Source organism: Priestia aryabhattai (assembly GCF_023715685.1).
Classification (GTDB): Bacteria; Bacillota; Bacilli; order Bacillales; family Bacillaceae_H; genus Priestia; species Priestia aryabhattai_B.
The window spans coordinates 40,246-56,323 of sequence record NZ_JAMBOQ010000013.1 but is presented as its reverse complement, the minus strand read 5'-3'; the positions used below and the strand labels follow the sequence as shown (position 1 = coordinate 56,323).

Below are 16,078 nucleotides of genomic sequence, written 5' to 3'. Positions count from 1 at the left end.
ACGCGATCTCCGTCTACATAGATTTCTAATGAATCTTGTGTCTTCAAATCTAACGCTCTGCGTAATTCAATCGGAAGAACAACTCTTCCTAATTGGTCTACTTTTCGAACCATTCCTGTGGATTTCATAAGAATCCTCCTTGCTTATATGTAAATCTATTTGCTTATTTGCAAAACAAAATTTGCATAATAGAGCATTTCTAGGCAGGAAAACCTATGCGTTTTGCTTAATTCTCTGTTAGAATGAAAGCAATTAGCTTATTTTTACGGTAATCATTCCCCCGACAGAAATGGATTACGGTATCCTGCCTGTCTTACAAATGCTCGCTAACTATACTAAAAATTCCCTTACAGGTATTAGTATATTAGCAATGTGCTAACTTTTGCAATACTTATTCAACATTTTGTAAAACAATAGTTCTTTTTTCGCATATAAACTGTGTTATGATAAGTTGGCAGATAAATTAAAAGGTTTGTGAAGATAAAAAAAGGAAGTGTCAGGGGAAATGCTTTTATCGTTATATACACCAAAATAAGCTAAGAGGCATATCACAAGGAGGTTCATAAGGAAGGTGAAGGCATGGGGTTAGGTCCTAGACTAAAAGAATTGAGAAAACAGAATAAATTGACGTTAAAAGAAGTTGGAGATCATTTAGGGATGACAGGAACAGCAATTAGTTGCTACGAGAATGAATCTCGTAAACCTGCGCCAAAAATTATCCAAAAACTGGCGGATTTGTATAATACAACTACTGATGATTTACTTGGTAATGATAATGAAAGCACATCCAACATTCGTCATATTTTAAATTCAAACAAACTTCATTGGGATGGGATTCCGTTAAATGAAGATGAACTTCAAATCGTAAAAGGTTTTCTCGAATATGCATTTAAAGATAAAGAAAAAGAATTAAACGAAATGAACAAAGAAAAGAACATTGTAAATGATTAAACGACGAGAAGTCATAAAAAGCCACTTCGGATTGAGGTGGCTTTTCGACTGGGTAATAGAACAACCGGTTCCATACCGTACATATATTTGAAATGTATCTGTTATCTATAAGCGATACATACTTTTTCAGATTTTAGGGTGTCTAACATTTCATGACGAATGTTATAAAGAGCTTTGGATACCTGTTTTAACTCCTCTCGAACGTATTCTACATCGCCAGGTTTCACTGCGTTCTTTCGATTCCAGTGTACCTCAAAGCTCCCAAGACAGGTTCCACCTACCCTTAACAAAAGAGAAAATCCACTTAGGGCTTTCACTTCTACTATCGTCTTTGCTTGATGTTTGAATGGTAAATCATTCGGTGCGTCTTGTGTGACGATAACATCATCATCATAATAAATAAAATCCCAAGCCGGAGGTTTATCATTGTAGATTTCACGCATAGCTAACGGGAAATTCGGACCTGCTCCAAAGTACATTTTATTCACGTTCGCACAATAGAACATGAATGCAGTACCATCACATCCAATTTCCTTTTCAATCTTCATGCTATATTCATTCAATAGCATACGTGCTTCAAAAAATAAATAATCCGATTTAGGGATAATCCCTTTATGCAATAGCTCTTGTAAATGAGCTCGGACATTGTTTTGTTTCGCAAGAACAGGAAACTTATTTAGTCGAAGTAATTCTTTTACTTCTTTGCTCAATCTGTGTTCTACCAAGGACTCTACGAAATTTTCCATGTTCCCTCCCTACAAGCCTTACTACTTTTTCTCTACCCCACTCCGATCTAAACTGATCGTTGGTCTATCATAACAAGGCTACCTAATATTGTAACTATAATAATAGGCATTTACAATACATTATAAGACAATACGAATATATATTCGATAAATATATAACAATTTGCTAATGTAACTATTATAGTAACAGCAAAAACATATACTGTATATATATCTTTGAACATGTATTTCATCTATATCTTTTCGCAAAAAAAACAACTAACTGAATCGTCAGTTGTTCTTAAAATATTCACGTAGAGCTTCATTCACAATACGGGTTTTTTCTCCTTTTTCTGTACCTGCTCTGCGGTTTAGTTCCTCAAGTCTATCATTCTGAATATAAACAGTCGCTCTCGTATAATTGTCTTCCCATTTTTTCTTTTTCGTTTTTGGAAAATTCACTGGTTTGTTTTGCTCTGTTTGAACAATTTCATCGTGAACAGATGGATTTGTTTTCTGCGTATTTGGTTTTATTCCTGACATCTTTCTAACAGCTCCTTTAAAAATGGTTTGTATTGTCTAACGGCTTTATTGACCTCGGAATTATCAAAGAATCCATACATCTGCAAGCGACGAGCCGCAGCATTCGATTTAATGGTTGTTTCAAATCGCTTATTTGGGAAATATGTATCCAGTGCTTCTAAGTAGTCCTTCGTTTCCCCTACCCGACTATCGATGATACGAGGTAATATCCCTACAAATTTTAAAGATTGATTGACATTCTTTTCGACATATTGAACGGTTTCCATGAAAGGAAATAACGCATCGAATGTCCATTGGTCTGTAGCATACGGAATCACGACATAATCAGAAGCGGTTAACGCATTCGTTGTTAAATCTCCCAAATTCGGCGGTGTATCAATTAGAATATAATCGTACTGATCCTTTATCGGTTCTAAGGCTTTTTCTAAAGCACGTACTGGAACACCTGTATAGTCTCGGTATAAATATTTAGAAATGGTCGCTAGATAATCATTGGCCGGAAGAACATGTAGATTATCTGTTACCTTTACCGTATATTCCTCTGCATTATCTTCTTTGATGGCTTCTAAAACGGTACGACCTGTAAAATCATAAATGTTTTGTTGTGTCAAAATAGCGGTTAAATTCCCCTGTGAATCAAAATCTACAGCTAATACTTTATGACCCATTTCAGCCAGTAAATAAGCGGTAATGCTCGTTGTGGTCGTTTTTGCTACTCCACCTTTTTGCAAAGAAAAGCAAATTACTTTGGTCATGCTCCACCTCTCCTTAATGAACTGGAGTTTCGTCTAGTACTTCTCGAAGCGTCTGATTTCTCATGCGAAATTTTTTGGCTTCGGTCGTTTGAAGCGGAATAAGTCCTCGTTCGGTCACACATACAGGACAAGCGAAATTAAAATCGTCACTTGGTAGCAGAGAATCTTCCGATGGCTGAACCATATCCATATCCCAACGCTTAATCTTTTCTCCGCAACACTCACAAGACAACTCTAGTTTTCTCTCTGTTTCTGTTTTTTCTACTGTTTCGTATAAAGCTTGCATAAACACCCACCCTTTTCTATTTACGGTTGATGTTTACGTTTACGTTTTTATTCCATTATAGAGGTTGTGTTAACTGCAAGCAACAATTTGATAAAGATAATTTGCACAATGGATAAAAAAATAAACGCAAACACTACGTTTGCGTCTGAAAAAACTTTAAGAGGTTGAATTACACTGCCACTTCTATTGTATTCATTTTTTAATATCCTGTATTTTGTCTCTCTTGATTTTCAATATTTTTCGTTACGTAGGCTTGCCTAATTTCCTCCCACGTAAAGAGAAGCAGCTCCCCTAACTTCAAGTACATTTCTAAGCCCAATAAATAGTCCTCCTTGCGTATTTCCATCCAAGGGATAGTCATAAGCTTATCGCATAGCCACATGATGTCCTGTGGCTGTATTTCGCCATCATATAAACCTTGATAGGTAAAGTCCCCTACTTTCTTTTCCCCGCCGATAGATAAAAGAAAATGCAAGCCATCTGCGTATTCATCTAGAATTCGTTCTTTTGATTCAGGTAAACCACTAGACCAGTACTTATGTAATCGCGTGGCATTTAAGAGCTCTCCCATTTCCACACGAAAGCCGACCACCTTTTTCAGATAGTTTTCCTTGGCGATCTCCTCATCTTGAACAACACGAGCATTGATTTTTCGGTCTAGTTTTTCCTGTAAAAAGAAAAGTGGACGAAAGACCATATTTTCATCACTTAAACGGTAGACATTCTTGTTTTGGAACATGTGGTTTTTCCCCTTTCTTTACGTGGCCGTCATTGCGCCAAGCTATGTGGCGTATAGGTTTCTCACCGTTCACCATGCGTTCACGCTAGTAAAAAAAATACCACTACCCAAATGGATAGCGGTCAATGTTGGAGTTCCTCATTTGACAAAAGTAACTAACAGCATGGGGTAAAGTTAGCCTTCATCGTGAAGGGAGTAAATTAATTTACCACCTTCATATACGTTATATTGTGTAAGCTTGTCTTTTGATAGCTTATATCTCTTCCAGTATTCATTAAACATCTTTTCGTCTCCGTAAGCGAAGGTCAAGCCGACCTCTTTTCCTAAGTCATCGATGTATCGGCAATAGACGGTTTTCGCCACTATTCTTTCAACCTATTCGAGAAGGTGGTCGCCGAGTTACTTCCATCGCCATTCCCATTTGAAGGCTTATCTAAGAAATATTTGACGGTCGCCACCGAGCCAATGCCAAGTAGCGCCAAGCGAAGTCCTGCCACGATGCTTTTTTCATTAAAGGCATGGTATTCAACAAAACTAGAATAAGCCAGTCCTAAGACAATCGCTACAATCGGCAAAAATTTGAGCGGAATCACATCTGTTTCTCGGATGGCATATAGCACAAACGCCATTCCTATATACATCGTGAAGCCAATCGGATTTGTCAGTTCCACCGCATACACTTCACCATTCACACCCATGACTGCATTTTGTGATACTTGTTCAGCGGCCGCCATGATTGCTTGCAAAACATCCACCATGTTTATCCCTCCTTAGTATTCTCGGAAAACCGCATACCCTTGTTGGACCATGTAGCCATTTACATCGAGATCGCCAAGGTAGACGGTCGCCAACCATCGTCCATACTTTTCCTTGCTTGGAACAACCACTTCAACCGATTTTCCACCAATCACACTTTCCAAAAAGGCTCGGCTGGCTTCGCCAAGCTCTTTCGTTTCGCCTTTTCTTTCTGGAGCATTGATTCCTTCCATCCGAAAATGTTGCTCTTTTAATACAAAGACATTGCCTAGTACATTGAACGAAACGTCCGCTACAAACGTGTCGCCATCAATGACTTTCGTGACATTTACCGTTACACGTTCATCTTTTGATACGTACATGTTTACGTACATGTTTACACCTGATAAACAAAGACAGGGAAGCCAGCGGAACGTAAGCGTCTTTCCATGGCCGTCGCATTATCTTTGTTGCCATATGCACCAATTTGTACGCGGTAAATGTCATTGCTATATGAAAGGATGGTCGGGAATCCTGCGCTTTTTAAACGTGTTTGCATGGCTAACGCATTCGCTCGTTCTTTGTAAGCGCCGACTTGCACACGATAGAATGTTTTGGATGGCGTACTTGGCGATGGCGATAGAGTAGGCGTAGATTTTTTTCGCACCAAGCTTAATCCTTTTCCCACGCCTTCACCGATGGCGACGGCCATATCATTATAAAAAGCAGGATTTGCGATTAAGTGTTGGTCGCTCGTATTGGATACGAAACCAATTTCAAGCAACGTGGACGCCATCGTACTTTCTCGAAGAACATGGAAATTTGCTTTTTTCTTCCCACGATTCGGTAAACCATATTTATTTAAGATTCGATTGACCACTTCGGTATGAATGGCAGCTCGGATTCTATCTGATGTAGAAGTGTCATTTACATTAATATAGGTGAAGTCTTCATATCCTCTTGCTGAAGGTGCGCCTGAATTATGATGAATGGATAAGAAGTAATCGACATGCTGTTGGTTGGCTAGATTTGTTCGAGCGTCTAAGCTAACCGTTTTATCAGTTGTACGTGACATAATGACATTCACCGTAAACGTAGACAGCAAGTAATCTCGTACTTTTAAGGCTAGTTCTAAATTTCGTGTCTTTTCTAAATAAGGGGCTGTACCTGCACCACCATCTGTTCCACCATGCCCTGGATCTAATAAAACTGTAACCATCAAGAATCCTCCTTCTTTTTAACGGATATATCACCTGAAATTTCAAGAATCGCTACTTCGACTTCTTTTATATCAAATATGCCTTTTGCTCGAAGCTTGGCGGCTAGTTCTTTATGAGAGATTCGGTTTCTTTCCATAACGGATGGTAATGCTACTCCATCCCGAACAATAACTTCGGGTTCCCCGAAAAAGAGTTTTTCGGAGAGCGAAAACCTAAACGTAAGCCAATCAATGAGATAAATCACAATCACAAGTACGACCATCATTAATATCATGTGAGGAATAATATATTGTCCTCCAAAAATAACATCCCAAGCCATACTAGCTAGTAAAACGACACATGCTACTTCAATCGGTGTAGATTGTTGCATTTCTTTATTTCCCATAATTCGGAGGAAAAAGAAAAGACATAGTATAGCAATAGGCAGTTGTAATAATATTTTCCAATACGTCATTGCAGTTCCTCCAAATCAAAGGGGCTAATGGAAAACCACTAACCCCCTGACTGACTACCAAGCAAATAGTTGAAATAGAATTAAAGCTAAAATGATTGCTCCAATGGTTCCTAGTCCAAATACATTGTCTAGGATTTCAAATACTACGAAAAAGACGACAAGTGTAATTAAGGCAAAGCCTATAACCCACCCGATATTTATAACAGCGGTGAAACCTAGATAAAACACAATGGCTAATACGATGACGCTAATAATCGCCCAAGTCTTGTCCATTACGGTTTCCTCCTCTCTTACACGTAAATGTATACGTAAACGTGTACTAATTATTTACCCTTTTTTCGCTCGCCTCACCTCCTTTATTTGTACGTGATTTCAAGCTTCACGTCCTCTTCCATAATCATGTAACTAGAACCATTTACGGTATAGATACCTAATCCCCCGTAACTTCCGTTCGTGAGGGATGTGATAATCCAGATTGGAATGGTAATCCAGTCTTCTTCGCCCCAACCAAAATAGGTATTACTGCTAATGTTGTAATCGAAAACAGGTTCAGTGACACCAACAACGGATTTTTGACTATCTAATGCCCATAACGTAACTGGATATTGACCTGAATAACCACCATACGTTAAACGTTTTAAACGAAGTCGAGCACTTAATACTGTTCTTCCTGAGATCGCAGTTAAGATTGCGCTATTGTTGAAGAAAATACATCCCTTATAGTTTCCGTAATAAGTTGTATTTCCTAATGAATCTTTGTCGCTCCATTCTCCTTGATACAGATAGTTGTTGTTTGTATTCCATCCTTTTCTACTGTTCCACGAACGAACAACGTCAGGGCTGAAAATGGTTGTGATTGGTGGAGCGTCTAGAATTAATGGTGTACCGACTGTACCCGAAGTTGGAACAGCTCCCACAATATCTCCACCGGCAACAGATTCTTTTACAACGGTTCCTGCTGGTACGGTTCCATCTAAAACAGCAATACGTCCTGATCCCGACGCTCGAATTCCCGCGTATCCTCCGCTTCCTTCATTGCTTCCAGTCATATCAATTACACCGCCTAGTTCAGCATAAACACCTGCGGTTGTATTATCATAAAACTTGCAATCTTCTACACGACAGTAGCCTGAACGAACACGAAGACCATAGTCAACATTTCTTCGGGAATAGACATTCATATTACTCAGATAAACATCAAGTGTACGAGTGACGGAAATAGTCCCATCCCCTAAATATTGAGTTCCATAGATTTGATTGACGAATCCATCGTACAACTCAATTCGTTGGTTATTACTATAAATGTAAATCATTCCATTTAACGTGGCTTGTTGAAAATAGATTCTTATTCTTCCTAGTCCAAAGAATCCTTCAATTCGAACCTCGTACTCATTGAAACTAGCTTTCTGTACATAAATATCAACAATTGCGTTATTATGTTTTGGGATTCGGTCAATCGCACGTTGGAGACGTTTTAAGGCTGTCGCAGATGTTAATCCATCATTGTTATCATCGCCTGTACTAGGATTTACAATAATGGTCATGTCATCTGAATTACTATTTAATACATTATCCGATCTGAAATTCCCAACGTATAAATTCGTAAAACCACCTTTTGAGGAATCCAAATCTCCGACTACGTTTCCATTTGCATCGTAAACTACTAACTGACCATTTCCATTTTCCTCTCCCCCAAGAAGCAGCGTTCCCCCTTGTGAGCGGTCAAATTGGATAAACCCTGTCTTGACTAAATCAGATAACCATCCTGCTCCTGTACCAAATGCCCGCCAGTTAAAGGTATTAGTTGCAATGTCTCGGCTATCAGCTAACGCAATTTGTCCTGCATTCAGTTTGATTGCCTTTTGCGGATTATCAGGATCATCAACAATTAGGATACCGTCATTTTTATTCATGATGACCGTTCCCCCGCCAAGACGAATGGCATCCTGAGCAAATTCAAATTCCGTATCAAGCCATGAAGGATTAATGGTATCTCCTTCTTTTAAAGCGGTTTGTTCCAAGTTATCTACCTTTCTTGTAAGGTCATCCACTTGAGCAGAATCCGTTGTGAAATTTGGAAGATAGTTTCCTAGTGTCAAATCATCCTTTTCGGGATAATCTAAATCGAATACATACTGTACGATTCGGGCTTGTACTTCTATCCCTAAATCTCTATCTAGGACTGCTACAGTATCCCCTAAATCCACACTTTCCGCTTCTATTCCAAGTAAGTTATATAAATCTACCACTTTGGCATCATAGCTAATATTAGGCTCATTAATTGTCTGTAAGTTCACCCATGCCTTCCAGATTAAGTCCTCATTATCAACCGCATCGTTATTTTCATAGACACCAAACAAATGATTTTTTTCTGTTCCCCCGTCAATCGGTCTCCCCCAAATCAAACGAGAAGTATCGTCCCCGACCCACGATTGCCCGAGTGGTTTATCGGTAGGATCTCCATTTGCTTTCACCCATTCAATATCTTCAATCCCCATTAATAAACCGTTACTATCAGGAATTTCGGGGCCATACACATACAGAGCGGTTTTTAATCCCCGAGCGTCAATGGTACGTGTGATTTCGGTTAAATCCTCACTGTATTCAAACCGTTTTCCTTTCCAAGCTCCTTGCATCGGGGTAAAATCAATAATTCGTCTTGCAATACGATTTCCCACAATCTCTACTCGGAAGGTGAGCTCTCCATGCCATCGCTCCCTGAATGTTTGCAGGGCACTTAAAATACTTTCACGTTCAACGGTTAAATCATGAATTTCTGTCCCTTCAACACTCCCTACTTCCCATCGTGTGCCTGACAGTAAAGTAGGAAGCACAACTGCAGGTCGTTTTCGGTCATGAAATAAGTATTCGATAATCACATCATCGAGTTCGACAAAGGCTCCCTCTGCGGTCACGTCTTTTTCAATCAGTCCGTCTTCATCATGAATCTCAACGATCTCGGTAATGGTATAGAGTTGCCATTGACGGTATTTATTTTTAACAGCGACACTTCCTAATTCCTCAATCTTTTCGGCATCAGGATGAGTCACTGGAACCGTAAACGTGAGAAGCTGTTCTCCATTTAAAACGTGTTTGATTTTTCCGTTATAGTACGTACACGCGTCTTTATCCCCTTGTTCCAATACCGCTACTAATTCCTCTTCCCTGTTAAAGATATAGAGAGGATGAGGTTTTACAGGTACCGTTGTCGGTGGAGGAATGAGACCTTCAACGTCTCTCATCGTGATATACGAATTAGAACTCCATCCTTTATCTCCCCATATATCCACTGCTACGACATTCACTTGTAACTGGTCATCAATAGCCGTATTTACTTCAATTGTCGTTTCATTGCTCCCTTTAGGAACAGTCCCAAAGAACTCCCCATTTACATAAATTTCAGAGCCAGTATAATCAACGTCAACCGGTTCGGTATACGTAATCTGTATCGTTCTATTCGTGAGCTGTGTGAGTTCGACATTCGTAGGAGCTTCAATAGGTGTTATCTGAGACATGCTGTACGTATAGTTATGGTCAATCTCATTATTACTGCTTGTCACTCCGTATGAACTAGCATCCTTAATGATTTCATACTGCCATAGGTTATAATCCTTCCATCCCCCCAACACTTCGGGAGAACCAGTTGGATTTGATTTATAATAGCGGTCATATTCTGCTATCCATAAAGGCATGAAACTTAATTGGGAAACTTCCTCATCAGTCATCGCCATTTGTGTAGGGTCTTGCAGGAAATAACGATTCACATAAAGCCCGAGTGCTCGTCCTGTTTCGTTATAAAAATAGTCTCGGAATGCTTTAATCCAATCGACTAATTGCTGTCCAGTCATCCCTGTAGCCATTGGATAATTAGCGGTTCCTGTGGTCACATCTGTATAGGATTCAATATCGAGCATAGGGATTAAATCCCCAACTCGTCCGTACCCATAGGCATTATATAGTTTTAGAAGGAACTGATCCGCTTGCGCTTCGGCATCCGCTTGAATATCAGCAACATTACTAGGAGTACCAAAATAATAAGCACCTGATGGCACTCCATGTTGCGCTGCTAAACTCACGAAGTCTTCAAAACTGGTATCTCCATCCCCTGAATGGTTTGAACCATAGGCTCGGAAATAGATAAAATCTACATTACTGAAAAGTAAATCCGCATTACTAATAGTTTGGTAGGAAGATATATCAAGCCCGAAAAATCCTGTCTCTTTTCGTTCCTCTCCCATTACATAGCGGAGCTCTGTTACCGTCACACTCGAACCGCTTATAATTCGTCCAGTTATCCCGAAACTTTTTCCCACTTGACCGTTTACGGTAGCAAGGGATGATACCGAACCATTCAACCTATAGCTTGTACGAAGTGAACCACTTCCATTAGAAGTAGCGGATATCGTACCTGTTAGAGCTTGTACTGCCATTCGTTCTCACCTCCTAGAAGAAACGTTCTCGCCAATTGACAGTTAGAGCGCTTGCCACACCTGCACCTGAAGCGTTTTGGTTTTGAATCAGAATGACATTATCCCCAGGTTGCAATTCAAAGAATTCACTATCAAGCGTAATGTTTTTGATCAGGCTTTCTTCGGTTGCTTCGTTATACACTCGATTGTTGGTATGGTCGATAATGAGTGCATCCCCTGTGGCCCATGACGCATTGTAATAGATAAATTTATTCAGAGAGACATTCGTAATCTTCAACCATGTAGAATCTTCCGCTGGCACAATTCTGAAGCGTGGATACGCTTCTGTGCTTCCATCATTCACAATGGTTTGTTCCATTTCCGTAAAGGCAACTTCCTTTTCTTCTAAGGCATAAGCGAATGGGTCATAACACGTAAAATGGAGTGTGCCTTGACCCATGTATGCCACTTCTTCTAAATCTGTTTTGCTTTGATTAAAACGAGCGTAGTATTGTAGGTCTGGTTCATCACTGAACACCAATATTTTGTCTTCTTTATAGATAAGGAAATCAGCCATTGCTCGTACCCGCTGCCTAACTTCCGCATGGGAATCCATCATGAAGGTAACAGCTACATCAATTTCCCTTGTGCCTATATCATTTCGTTGAACGCTTACCGCTCCTGCTCGGTTTGCTACGGAAAAGCTAGGAACGGTAATAGGAGGGAGATAAGGTCGAGTGATGGAGTTCGTCAAGGGAAAGAGCTCCCGAGAATCCCTCCCGTTAAACGTAAAATATCTCACTTATAAACCCCTCCTTTTAATTGTTTGCTGACGTTTTAATTCGGTATCTATATTTGAAACGATGGCTCTAGCAATCTCTCGACCATTGACGACAAGTGGAACTTCAATCGTTGCATTTTCTAAGCCAGTAGATTTTTGATCAGGCATCCAATCGCCTAAATAATCCCCGATAGCCTTTGCCATAGGTAACATGTGTTTTCCTTCGAGAGGAACAATTCCCTCGGCTCCCGCTTCGCCCATTCCAATGTTTCCGAAGATGGATGTTCCGTCAATGAATCCCCCTTTTTTGTACCACTGGATATCGATATAAGGAGGATTGCTAACCCAGTTTTTCGGATTTAGTGACCAGTTTTTGATTTTAAAGTGAGGGGTTTTGATTCCGTTAATAGAAATCCCCAGTTTTCCTTTCAAACTACTAAAATATCCTCTAATCGCATTTAAAGCGGACTGTACTTTTGAGCGGGCTTGTTCAATCGGATTCATAATAGCGGTTTTCACTGAATTAAATTGGCTTCTGACATTACTCAAAATGGAACTAGCCGCGCTTTGTACACTGCTTTTTAGCTGATTGAAACGATTCACTGCATTAGTTTTCATTTCGTTAAACTGATTTACCACCGCTGTTTTGGCTTGTGTGATCAGGCTTGTCACTGTGGATTTAATATTGTTAAAAGCGCTCTTTATGGAATTCCATAACGCATTTACAACTGACGTAACGCTTGATTTAATCGCATTCCATGTATTCGTTAGGAATGTTTTAATCGCATTAAAGACATTCGTAGCGGTTGATTTAATATTGTTAAATCCAGTCGTTAGCGCATTCCATAGAGACGTTGCAACAGAAGTGACGGATGACTTAATGGCATTCCATGTTGTGGTGAAGAATGTTTTAATGGCATTCCATACAGTCGTCGCATTGGTTTTTAAGTTATTCCAACCGTTTTGCAAAGCTGTCCATAGAGACGTTGCAATTGATGTAACGGACGATTTGATTCCGTTCCATGTCGTCGTAAAGAATGACTTAATCGCATTCCACACCGTCGTTGCATTGGTCTTCACGTTGTTCCATCCTGTTTGTAGAGCTGACCATAGACTAGAAGCAACAGAAGTGACGGATGTTTTGATTCCGTTCCACACTGTCGTGAACAATGATTTAATCGCATTCCAAACGGTTGTCGCATTCGTTTGTAAATTCGTCCATCCTGTTTGTAAGGCAGACCATAGCGAGCTTGCTATAGAAGTGACAGATGACTTAATCGCATTCCATACGGTTGTAAATAATGTCTTAACCGCATTCCACTCAGTAGTAAGTACTGTTTTAATTGTTGACATTACTGTAGTAAAGTAAGTTTTTAGCCCATCCCATACTGTAGTAGCAACAGTTTTAATCGCATTCCATACCGCTGACAGGGCTGTTTGCAAGGCATTCATGGCTGTTGTCACCGCTGTTTTTATACCATTAAAGGCTGTAGTAGCGGATGTTTTAATTTGATTCCACTCATTTATCAATTCGGTTCTAATAGCTGTCCAAACGGTAGTGAGGAACGATTTGATTGCATTAAAAACGGTAGTAAAGAGTGTTTTCAAGTCGTTCATATCGTTCGTCCATTGCGTCTTGATGTTATTTCCTGCTTGTGTAAGGAAAGTAGTGATTGCGTTCCATATGGTGATACCAAAGGCTTTAATACTATCCCAGTTTTTATAGATGGCGACACCCGCGGCCACGAGAGCGGCGAAAATCGCAATGGCAATTCCAACTGGTCCAGTTAAGAGACTAAATGCGCCACCTAAAGCCGCCGCTCCCGCTGAACCTGTGGCGAATAGCCCAACCACTGTACTAATTCCTGTAATCATCCCGCCGAGTATCGCAATAAACCCTGCAATTCCTGCCACTAAAGCTAACACTGCACCTGAAATCGCCGCTCCATACGTGATGAATTGTTGCATCCCAGGCGAGAGATTGTTAAACCACGTCGCCAAGCCTTGAAGTTTATTTGCAAGCCATTCAATCGCAGGTGTGAGCGCAGTACCAACCGTAATTTGTAAGGTTTCAAATGCACCGCCTAGCTCCTGCAATGCACCTTTTAAATTGTCTTTCATTTGGGCGGCCGTCTTAGCGGAAGCACCGTCTGCGTTCTGTAACCCTTGTGTCATGGCGTTTAATTTCGCTGGTCCTGCATCGATAACCGCTAACATACCTGACGCCGCTTCTGTTCCGAAAATCGTTGAGAGCGCCGCTGTTTTTTGTGTATTGCTCATGCCTTCTGTAGCCTTGGCTAACTGACCAACGATATTGGAGAACGGTAGCATTTTCCCCGAAGAATCCGTTACGTTAATACCGAGTGAATTTAATTCTGCTGAAGCGGTTTTGGATGGCGAAGCTAGACTTAAAAGAGCCGAGCGTAACGTTGTCCCCGCTTGCTCACCCTTAATTCCCACGTCAGCCATAATACCTGTGGCCGCCGAAACTTCTTCCAGTGAGACACCTAGAGTTTTGGCTACTGGCGCCGCGTATTTAAAGGCATATTGCATATCGGTGATGTCAGCTGCGGATTGGTTGGCAGATTGCGCCAAGACATCGGCAACGTGTGAGGCATCGGAAGCTTCTAAGCCAAATCCATTTAAAGCAGAAGCAACGGTATCCGAAACCACCGCCATATCTGAACCACTGGCTTCAGCGGCCGCGATAACTCCCGGCATCGCTCCTATGATTTCATTGACTGAGAAACCCGAAGCCGCCATGCTTTCCATCCCTACCGCTACTTCACTTGCGCTCTTACTGGTAGATGCACCAAGTTGTAAGGCTTGGTCATTTAGCTGTTGCATTTGGCTAGCCGAAGCACCTGAGATCGCGCCAACTCTATCCATTTGCGATTCAAAGTCCATTGCTACGCCAACCGCTTTACCTAGCGCCGCGCCAATACCTGCGGCGGCGGCTCCTAACGGAACAGACATTGCTGAGCCAACACCTGACATTTTGCTTCCGACACCTGACATTTTCGTGCCTAATTGGTCGGCTTTCGTTCCTATGCCTTGAATCGCTTTTTCAACCGCTTGTGTACCTTCCATCGCTATTCGTCCAACGAGTTTGAAAACTTCCATGAGGGTTCACCTACCCTTCTTTTTGTTTTCGGTTCATACGGTCAAGCAACAAAATCTGTTGAGCATTGGCGATGTTTCGCTGAGCGATTTTCTTCGCTTCTTCCCTGCTCATTTTCTGTTGCTGTGGAGTGGTTTTTTTCTCATCTAAGCCCAAGTGTTTAAGGAATTGTTTAAGGTTTTTCTTCTGACCTGCACCCATGAGAAACGCATTGAAGGCTTGAAGCACATACGATTCTCGGATTTCTTCTTCTCGTTTTTTGAAAAGAAGCTCCTGTAATTGACAAAAGCGAGAATATGGAAGGTCGAACACAATTTCATCCGTCCAACCATATCTCGCTTGAATGAGGTCGATTACTTGCCAAATAACTTCTTCGTTAAACCTTGTGCTTTGGTAAAAAAACTCTTTAAGTCCTCTTGTTCCGCTACAATATCTAAAACCGTAATCGGAGCATCGAAAGGCTCTTGCTCAAACTCCTCAACCGTCTTTCCGATTAAGTCAGCCAGTAAATGTTTCATATCGCTTTCCGCATGTTTCATCGCAGCTTCAACGACGATAATTCCAAATAGCTGTTGGTCAATTTTGCGGATCTGCAAATCCTTCAATCCGTCTCGCACATCACCCGAGATTTTTGAAAGAATCTTTGTCATCGTAAATAAATCTTTTGTCGCTAAACGTCTTACTTGATAACTCATAGGTCATATCCCCCGATATAGTAGTTTTGGTTTCTGTACACGTATACGTAAACGTCACATATTAAGCGCTTGGAGCAGTTGTTGTTGTCGTAATGTTAGGTAAACGAATTTCCCAAGGCTCTTGATCCATGTTTGCAGGGTCAAAGTGTCCAGTGAATGTAGCACTTAATCCCGCTTCACCTGTAGGGTCTGTTTCGATTTCAAAGTCATCATCTTGCAAAGCATTATAGATAATACCGATGAAGTTTTCATTTGAACCTGATAGCGTACCAACTACCGCAATGTTCGATACATAATCACTCATTTGGATTCCTCGGTTACGAGTAATGGCTGTATGCGTTGGAGCTGTTGCGCCTTCTTCTGTATAGTCTGCTGTATCACTTCCTGCTAGAACTAATTTAAAGTTTTCAGGTGTCATTTCTAAAATCGTTACTTCTAAGCGTGGACGAACTTCTAAAATACGACGTCCACCCATGAATGGTCCTTTTGTGCCATCGACTTCGATTTCAGCTACATCTTGCTCAATCGTCATCGTCACACCGTCACGAGTTGCACCTAGCAATCTTTCATCAGGTAATCCTAAATTCACATAAAGCGCACCTGCATTGATTAAAAAGCGGTTTACCGTTTCAGTTGTTAATCCAGTCGTAGAACGTGCCATCTA

At 40.8% G+C, this 16,078-nt stretch carries 19 protein-coding genes; 1 reads left to right on the top strand and 18 read right to left on the bottom strand.

Annotation, left to right across the window (positions count from 1 at the left end):
* Nucleotides 1-128 (bottom strand): AbrB/MazE/SpoVT family DNA-binding domain-containing protein (locus tag M3225_RS26950; protein WP_251400200.1); only part of this gene is annotated, 128 nt, incomplete at its 3' end.
* A gap of 451 nt (nucleotides 129-579) precedes the next feature.
* Between M3225_RS26950 and M3225_RS26945 the strand changes: the two genes are divergently transcribed.
* Nucleotides 580-951 (top strand): helix-turn-helix domain-containing protein, encoded by a 372-nt coding sequence (locus M3225_RS26945; protein WP_251400194.1) that lies wholly within the window; start codon nucleotides 580-582, stop codon nucleotides 949-951.
* 101 nt (nucleotides 952-1,052) lie between these two features.
* On the opposite strand, the gene M3225_RS26940 is transcribed toward M3225_RS26945, so the two are convergent.
* The 17 genes from M3225_RS26940 to M3225_RS26860 form a co-directional block, all read right to left on the bottom strand.
* Nucleotides 1,053-1,697: a hypothetical protein gene (locus M3225_RS26940; protein ID WP_251400193.1), complete on the bottom strand. Its 645-nt coding sequence runs from the start codon at nucleotides 1,695-1,697 to the stop codon at nucleotides 1,053-1,055.
* Between the two features lie 270 nt (nucleotides 1,698-1,967).
* Entirely contained in the window at nucleotides 1,968-2,219 is a 252-nt protein-coding gene (locus tag M3225_RS26935) for a hypothetical protein (protein WP_251400192.1), read from the bottom strand.
* On the bottom strand, nucleotides 2,207-2,974 hold the full coding sequence (locus M3225_RS26930; protein ID WP_251400190.1) for a ParA family protein: 768 nt from the start codon (nucleotides 2,972-2,974) through the stop codon (nucleotides 2,207-2,209). The genes M3225_RS26935 and M3225_RS26930 overlap by 13 nt, the downstream gene beginning before the upstream one ends.
* Nucleotides 2,975-2,987: 13 nt before the next feature.
* Complete coding sequence (locus M3225_RS26925; protein WP_251400188.1) at nucleotides 2,988-3,260, bottom strand: hypothetical protein; 273 nt, start codon at nucleotides 3,258-3,260, stop codon at nucleotides 2,988-2,990.
* Nucleotides 3,261-3,459: 199 nt separating this feature from the next.
* Nucleotides 3,460-3,999: a dUTP diphosphatase gene (locus M3225_RS26920; protein ID WP_251400186.1), complete on the bottom strand. Its 540-nt coding sequence runs from the start codon at nucleotides 3,997-3,999 to the stop codon at nucleotides 3,460-3,462.
* Between the two features lie 174 nt (nucleotides 4,000-4,173).
* A complete protein-coding gene (locus M3225_RS26915; protein ID WP_074683502.1) occupies nucleotides 4,174-4,362 on the bottom strand; it encodes a hypothetical protein in 189 nt (62 codons plus the stop codon).
* Nucleotides 4,362-4,757, bottom strand: a complete 396-nt coding sequence (locus M3225_RS26910; RefSeq protein WP_251400184.1) for a hypothetical protein — start codon at nucleotides 4,755-4,757, stop codon at nucleotides 4,362-4,364. Before M3225_RS26910 ends, M3225_RS26915 begins: the two co-directional genes overlap by 1 nt.
* Nucleotides 4,758-4,769: 12 nt before the next feature.
* Nucleotides 4,770-5,129, bottom strand: a complete 360-nt coding sequence (locus tag M3225_RS26905) for a thermonuclease family protein (RefSeq protein ID WP_251400181.1) — start codon at nucleotides 5,127-5,129, stop codon at nucleotides 4,770-4,772.
* Nucleotides 5,130-5,131: 2 nt separating this feature from the next.
* Nucleotides 5,132-5,953, bottom strand: coding sequence for an N-acetylmuramoyl-L-alanine amidase (locus M3225_RS26900; protein WP_251400179.1), 822 nt, complete (start codon nucleotides 5,951-5,953; stop codon nucleotides 5,132-5,134).
* Nucleotides 5,953-6,408, bottom strand: a complete 456-nt coding sequence (locus tag M3225_RS26895; RefSeq protein ID WP_251400176.1) for a DUF421 domain-containing protein — start codon at nucleotides 6,406-6,408, stop codon at nucleotides 5,953-5,955. The genes M3225_RS26900 and M3225_RS26895 overlap by 1 nt, the downstream gene beginning before the upstream one ends.
* A gap of 54 nt (nucleotides 6,409-6,462) precedes the next feature.
* On the bottom strand, nucleotides 6,463-6,681 hold the full coding sequence (locus tag M3225_RS26890) for a hypothetical protein (protein ID WP_251400173.1): 219 nt from the start codon (nucleotides 6,679-6,681) through the stop codon (nucleotides 6,463-6,465).
* An 83-nt stretch (nucleotides 6,682-6,764) separates the two neighbouring features.
* Nucleotides 6,765-10,838: a phage tail spike protein gene (locus M3225_RS26885; protein WP_251400171.1), complete on the bottom strand. Its 4,074-nt coding sequence runs from the start codon at nucleotides 10,836-10,838 to the stop codon at nucleotides 6,765-6,767.
* Between the two features lie 13 nt (nucleotides 10,839-10,851).
* Entirely contained in the window at nucleotides 10,852-11,619 is a 768-nt protein-coding gene (locus M3225_RS26880) for a distal tail protein Dit (RefSeq protein ID WP_308215773.1), read from the bottom strand.
* A complete protein-coding gene (locus M3225_RS26875; protein ID WP_251400168.1) occupies nucleotides 11,620-14,721 on the bottom strand; it encodes a phage tail tape measure protein in 3,102 nt (1,033 codons plus the stop codon).
* Nucleotides 14,722-14,731: 10 nt separating this feature from the next.
* Nucleotides 14,732-15,031 (bottom strand): hypothetical protein, encoded by a 300-nt coding sequence (locus M3225_RS26870; RefSeq protein WP_251400162.1) that lies wholly within the window; start codon nucleotides 15,029-15,031, stop codon nucleotides 14,732-14,734.
* A 41-nt stretch (nucleotides 15,032-15,072) separates the two neighbouring features.
* Nucleotides 15,073-15,414 carry a hypothetical protein gene (locus M3225_RS26865; protein ID WP_251400159.1) on the bottom strand — a complete coding sequence of 114 codons (342 nt, stop codon included), beginning with the start codon at nucleotides 15,412-15,414 and terminating at the stop codon, nucleotides 15,073-15,075.
* A 61-nt stretch (nucleotides 15,415-15,475) separates the two neighbouring features.
* Nucleotides 15,476-16,075, bottom strand: a complete 600-nt coding sequence (locus M3225_RS26860) for a hypothetical protein (protein ID WP_251400157.1) — start codon at nucleotides 16,073-16,075, stop codon at nucleotides 15,476-15,478.
* Between the last annotated feature and the right edge of the window lie 3 nt (nucleotides 16,076-16,078).

Excerpts from the sequence above, each read along its gene's own strand:
- M3225_RS26945 (WP_251400194.1), top strand. The coding sequence starts at position 580 with ATGGGGTTAGGTCCTAGACTAAAAGAATTGAGAAAACAGAATAAATTG.
- M3225_RS26940 (WP_251400193.1), bottom strand. The coding sequence starts at position 1,697 with ATGGAAAATTTCGTAGAGTCCTTGGTAGAACACAGATTGAGCAAAGAA.
- M3225_RS26935 (WP_251400192.1), bottom strand. The coding sequence starts at position 2,219 with ATGTCAGGAATAAAACCAAATACGCAGAAAACAAATCCATCTGTTCAC.
- M3225_RS26930 (WP_251400190.1), bottom strand. The coding sequence starts at position 2,974 with ATGACCAAAGTAATTTGCTTTTCTTTGCAAAAAGGTGGAGTAGCAAAA.
- M3225_RS26925 (WP_251400188.1), bottom strand. The coding sequence starts at position 3,260 with ATGCAAGCTTTATACGAAACAGTAGAAAAAACAGAAACAGAGAGAAAA.
- M3225_RS26920 (WP_251400186.1), bottom strand. The coding sequence starts at position 3,999 with ATGTTCCAAAACAAGAATGTCTACCGTTTAAGTGATGAAAATATGGTC.
- M3225_RS26910 (WP_251400184.1), bottom strand. The coding sequence starts at position 4,757 with ATGGTGGATGTTTTGCAAGCAATCATGGCGGCCGCTGAACAAGTATCA.
- M3225_RS26905 (WP_251400181.1), bottom strand. The coding sequence starts at position 5,129 with ATGTACGTAAACATGTACGTATCAAAAGATGAACGTGTAACGGTAAAT.
- M3225_RS26900 (WP_251400179.1), bottom strand. The coding sequence starts at position 5,953 with ATGGTTACAGTTTTATTAGATCCAGGGCATGGTGGAACAGATGGTGGT.
- M3225_RS26895 (WP_251400176.1), bottom strand. The coding sequence starts at position 6,408 with ATGACGTATTGGAAAATATTATTACAACTGCCTATTGCTATACTATGT.
- M3225_RS26890 (WP_251400173.1), bottom strand. The coding sequence starts at position 6,681 with ATGGACAAGACTTGGGCGATTATTAGCGTCATCGTATTAGCCATTGTG.
- M3225_RS26885 (WP_251400171.1), bottom strand. The coding sequence starts at position 10,838 with ATGGCAGTACAAGCTCTAACAGGTACGATATCCGCTACTTCTAATGGA.
- M3225_RS26875 (WP_251400168.1), bottom strand. The coding sequence starts at position 14,721 with ATGGAAGTTTTCAAACTCGTTGGACGAATAGCGATGGAAGGTACACAA.
- M3225_RS26865 (WP_251400159.1), bottom strand. The coding sequence starts at position 15,414 with ATGAGTTATCAAGTAAGACGTTTAGCGACAAAAGATTTATTTACGATG.
- M3225_RS26860 (WP_251400157.1), bottom strand. The coding sequence starts at position 16,075 with ATGGCACGTTCTACGACTGGATTAACAACTGAAACGGTAAACCGCTTT.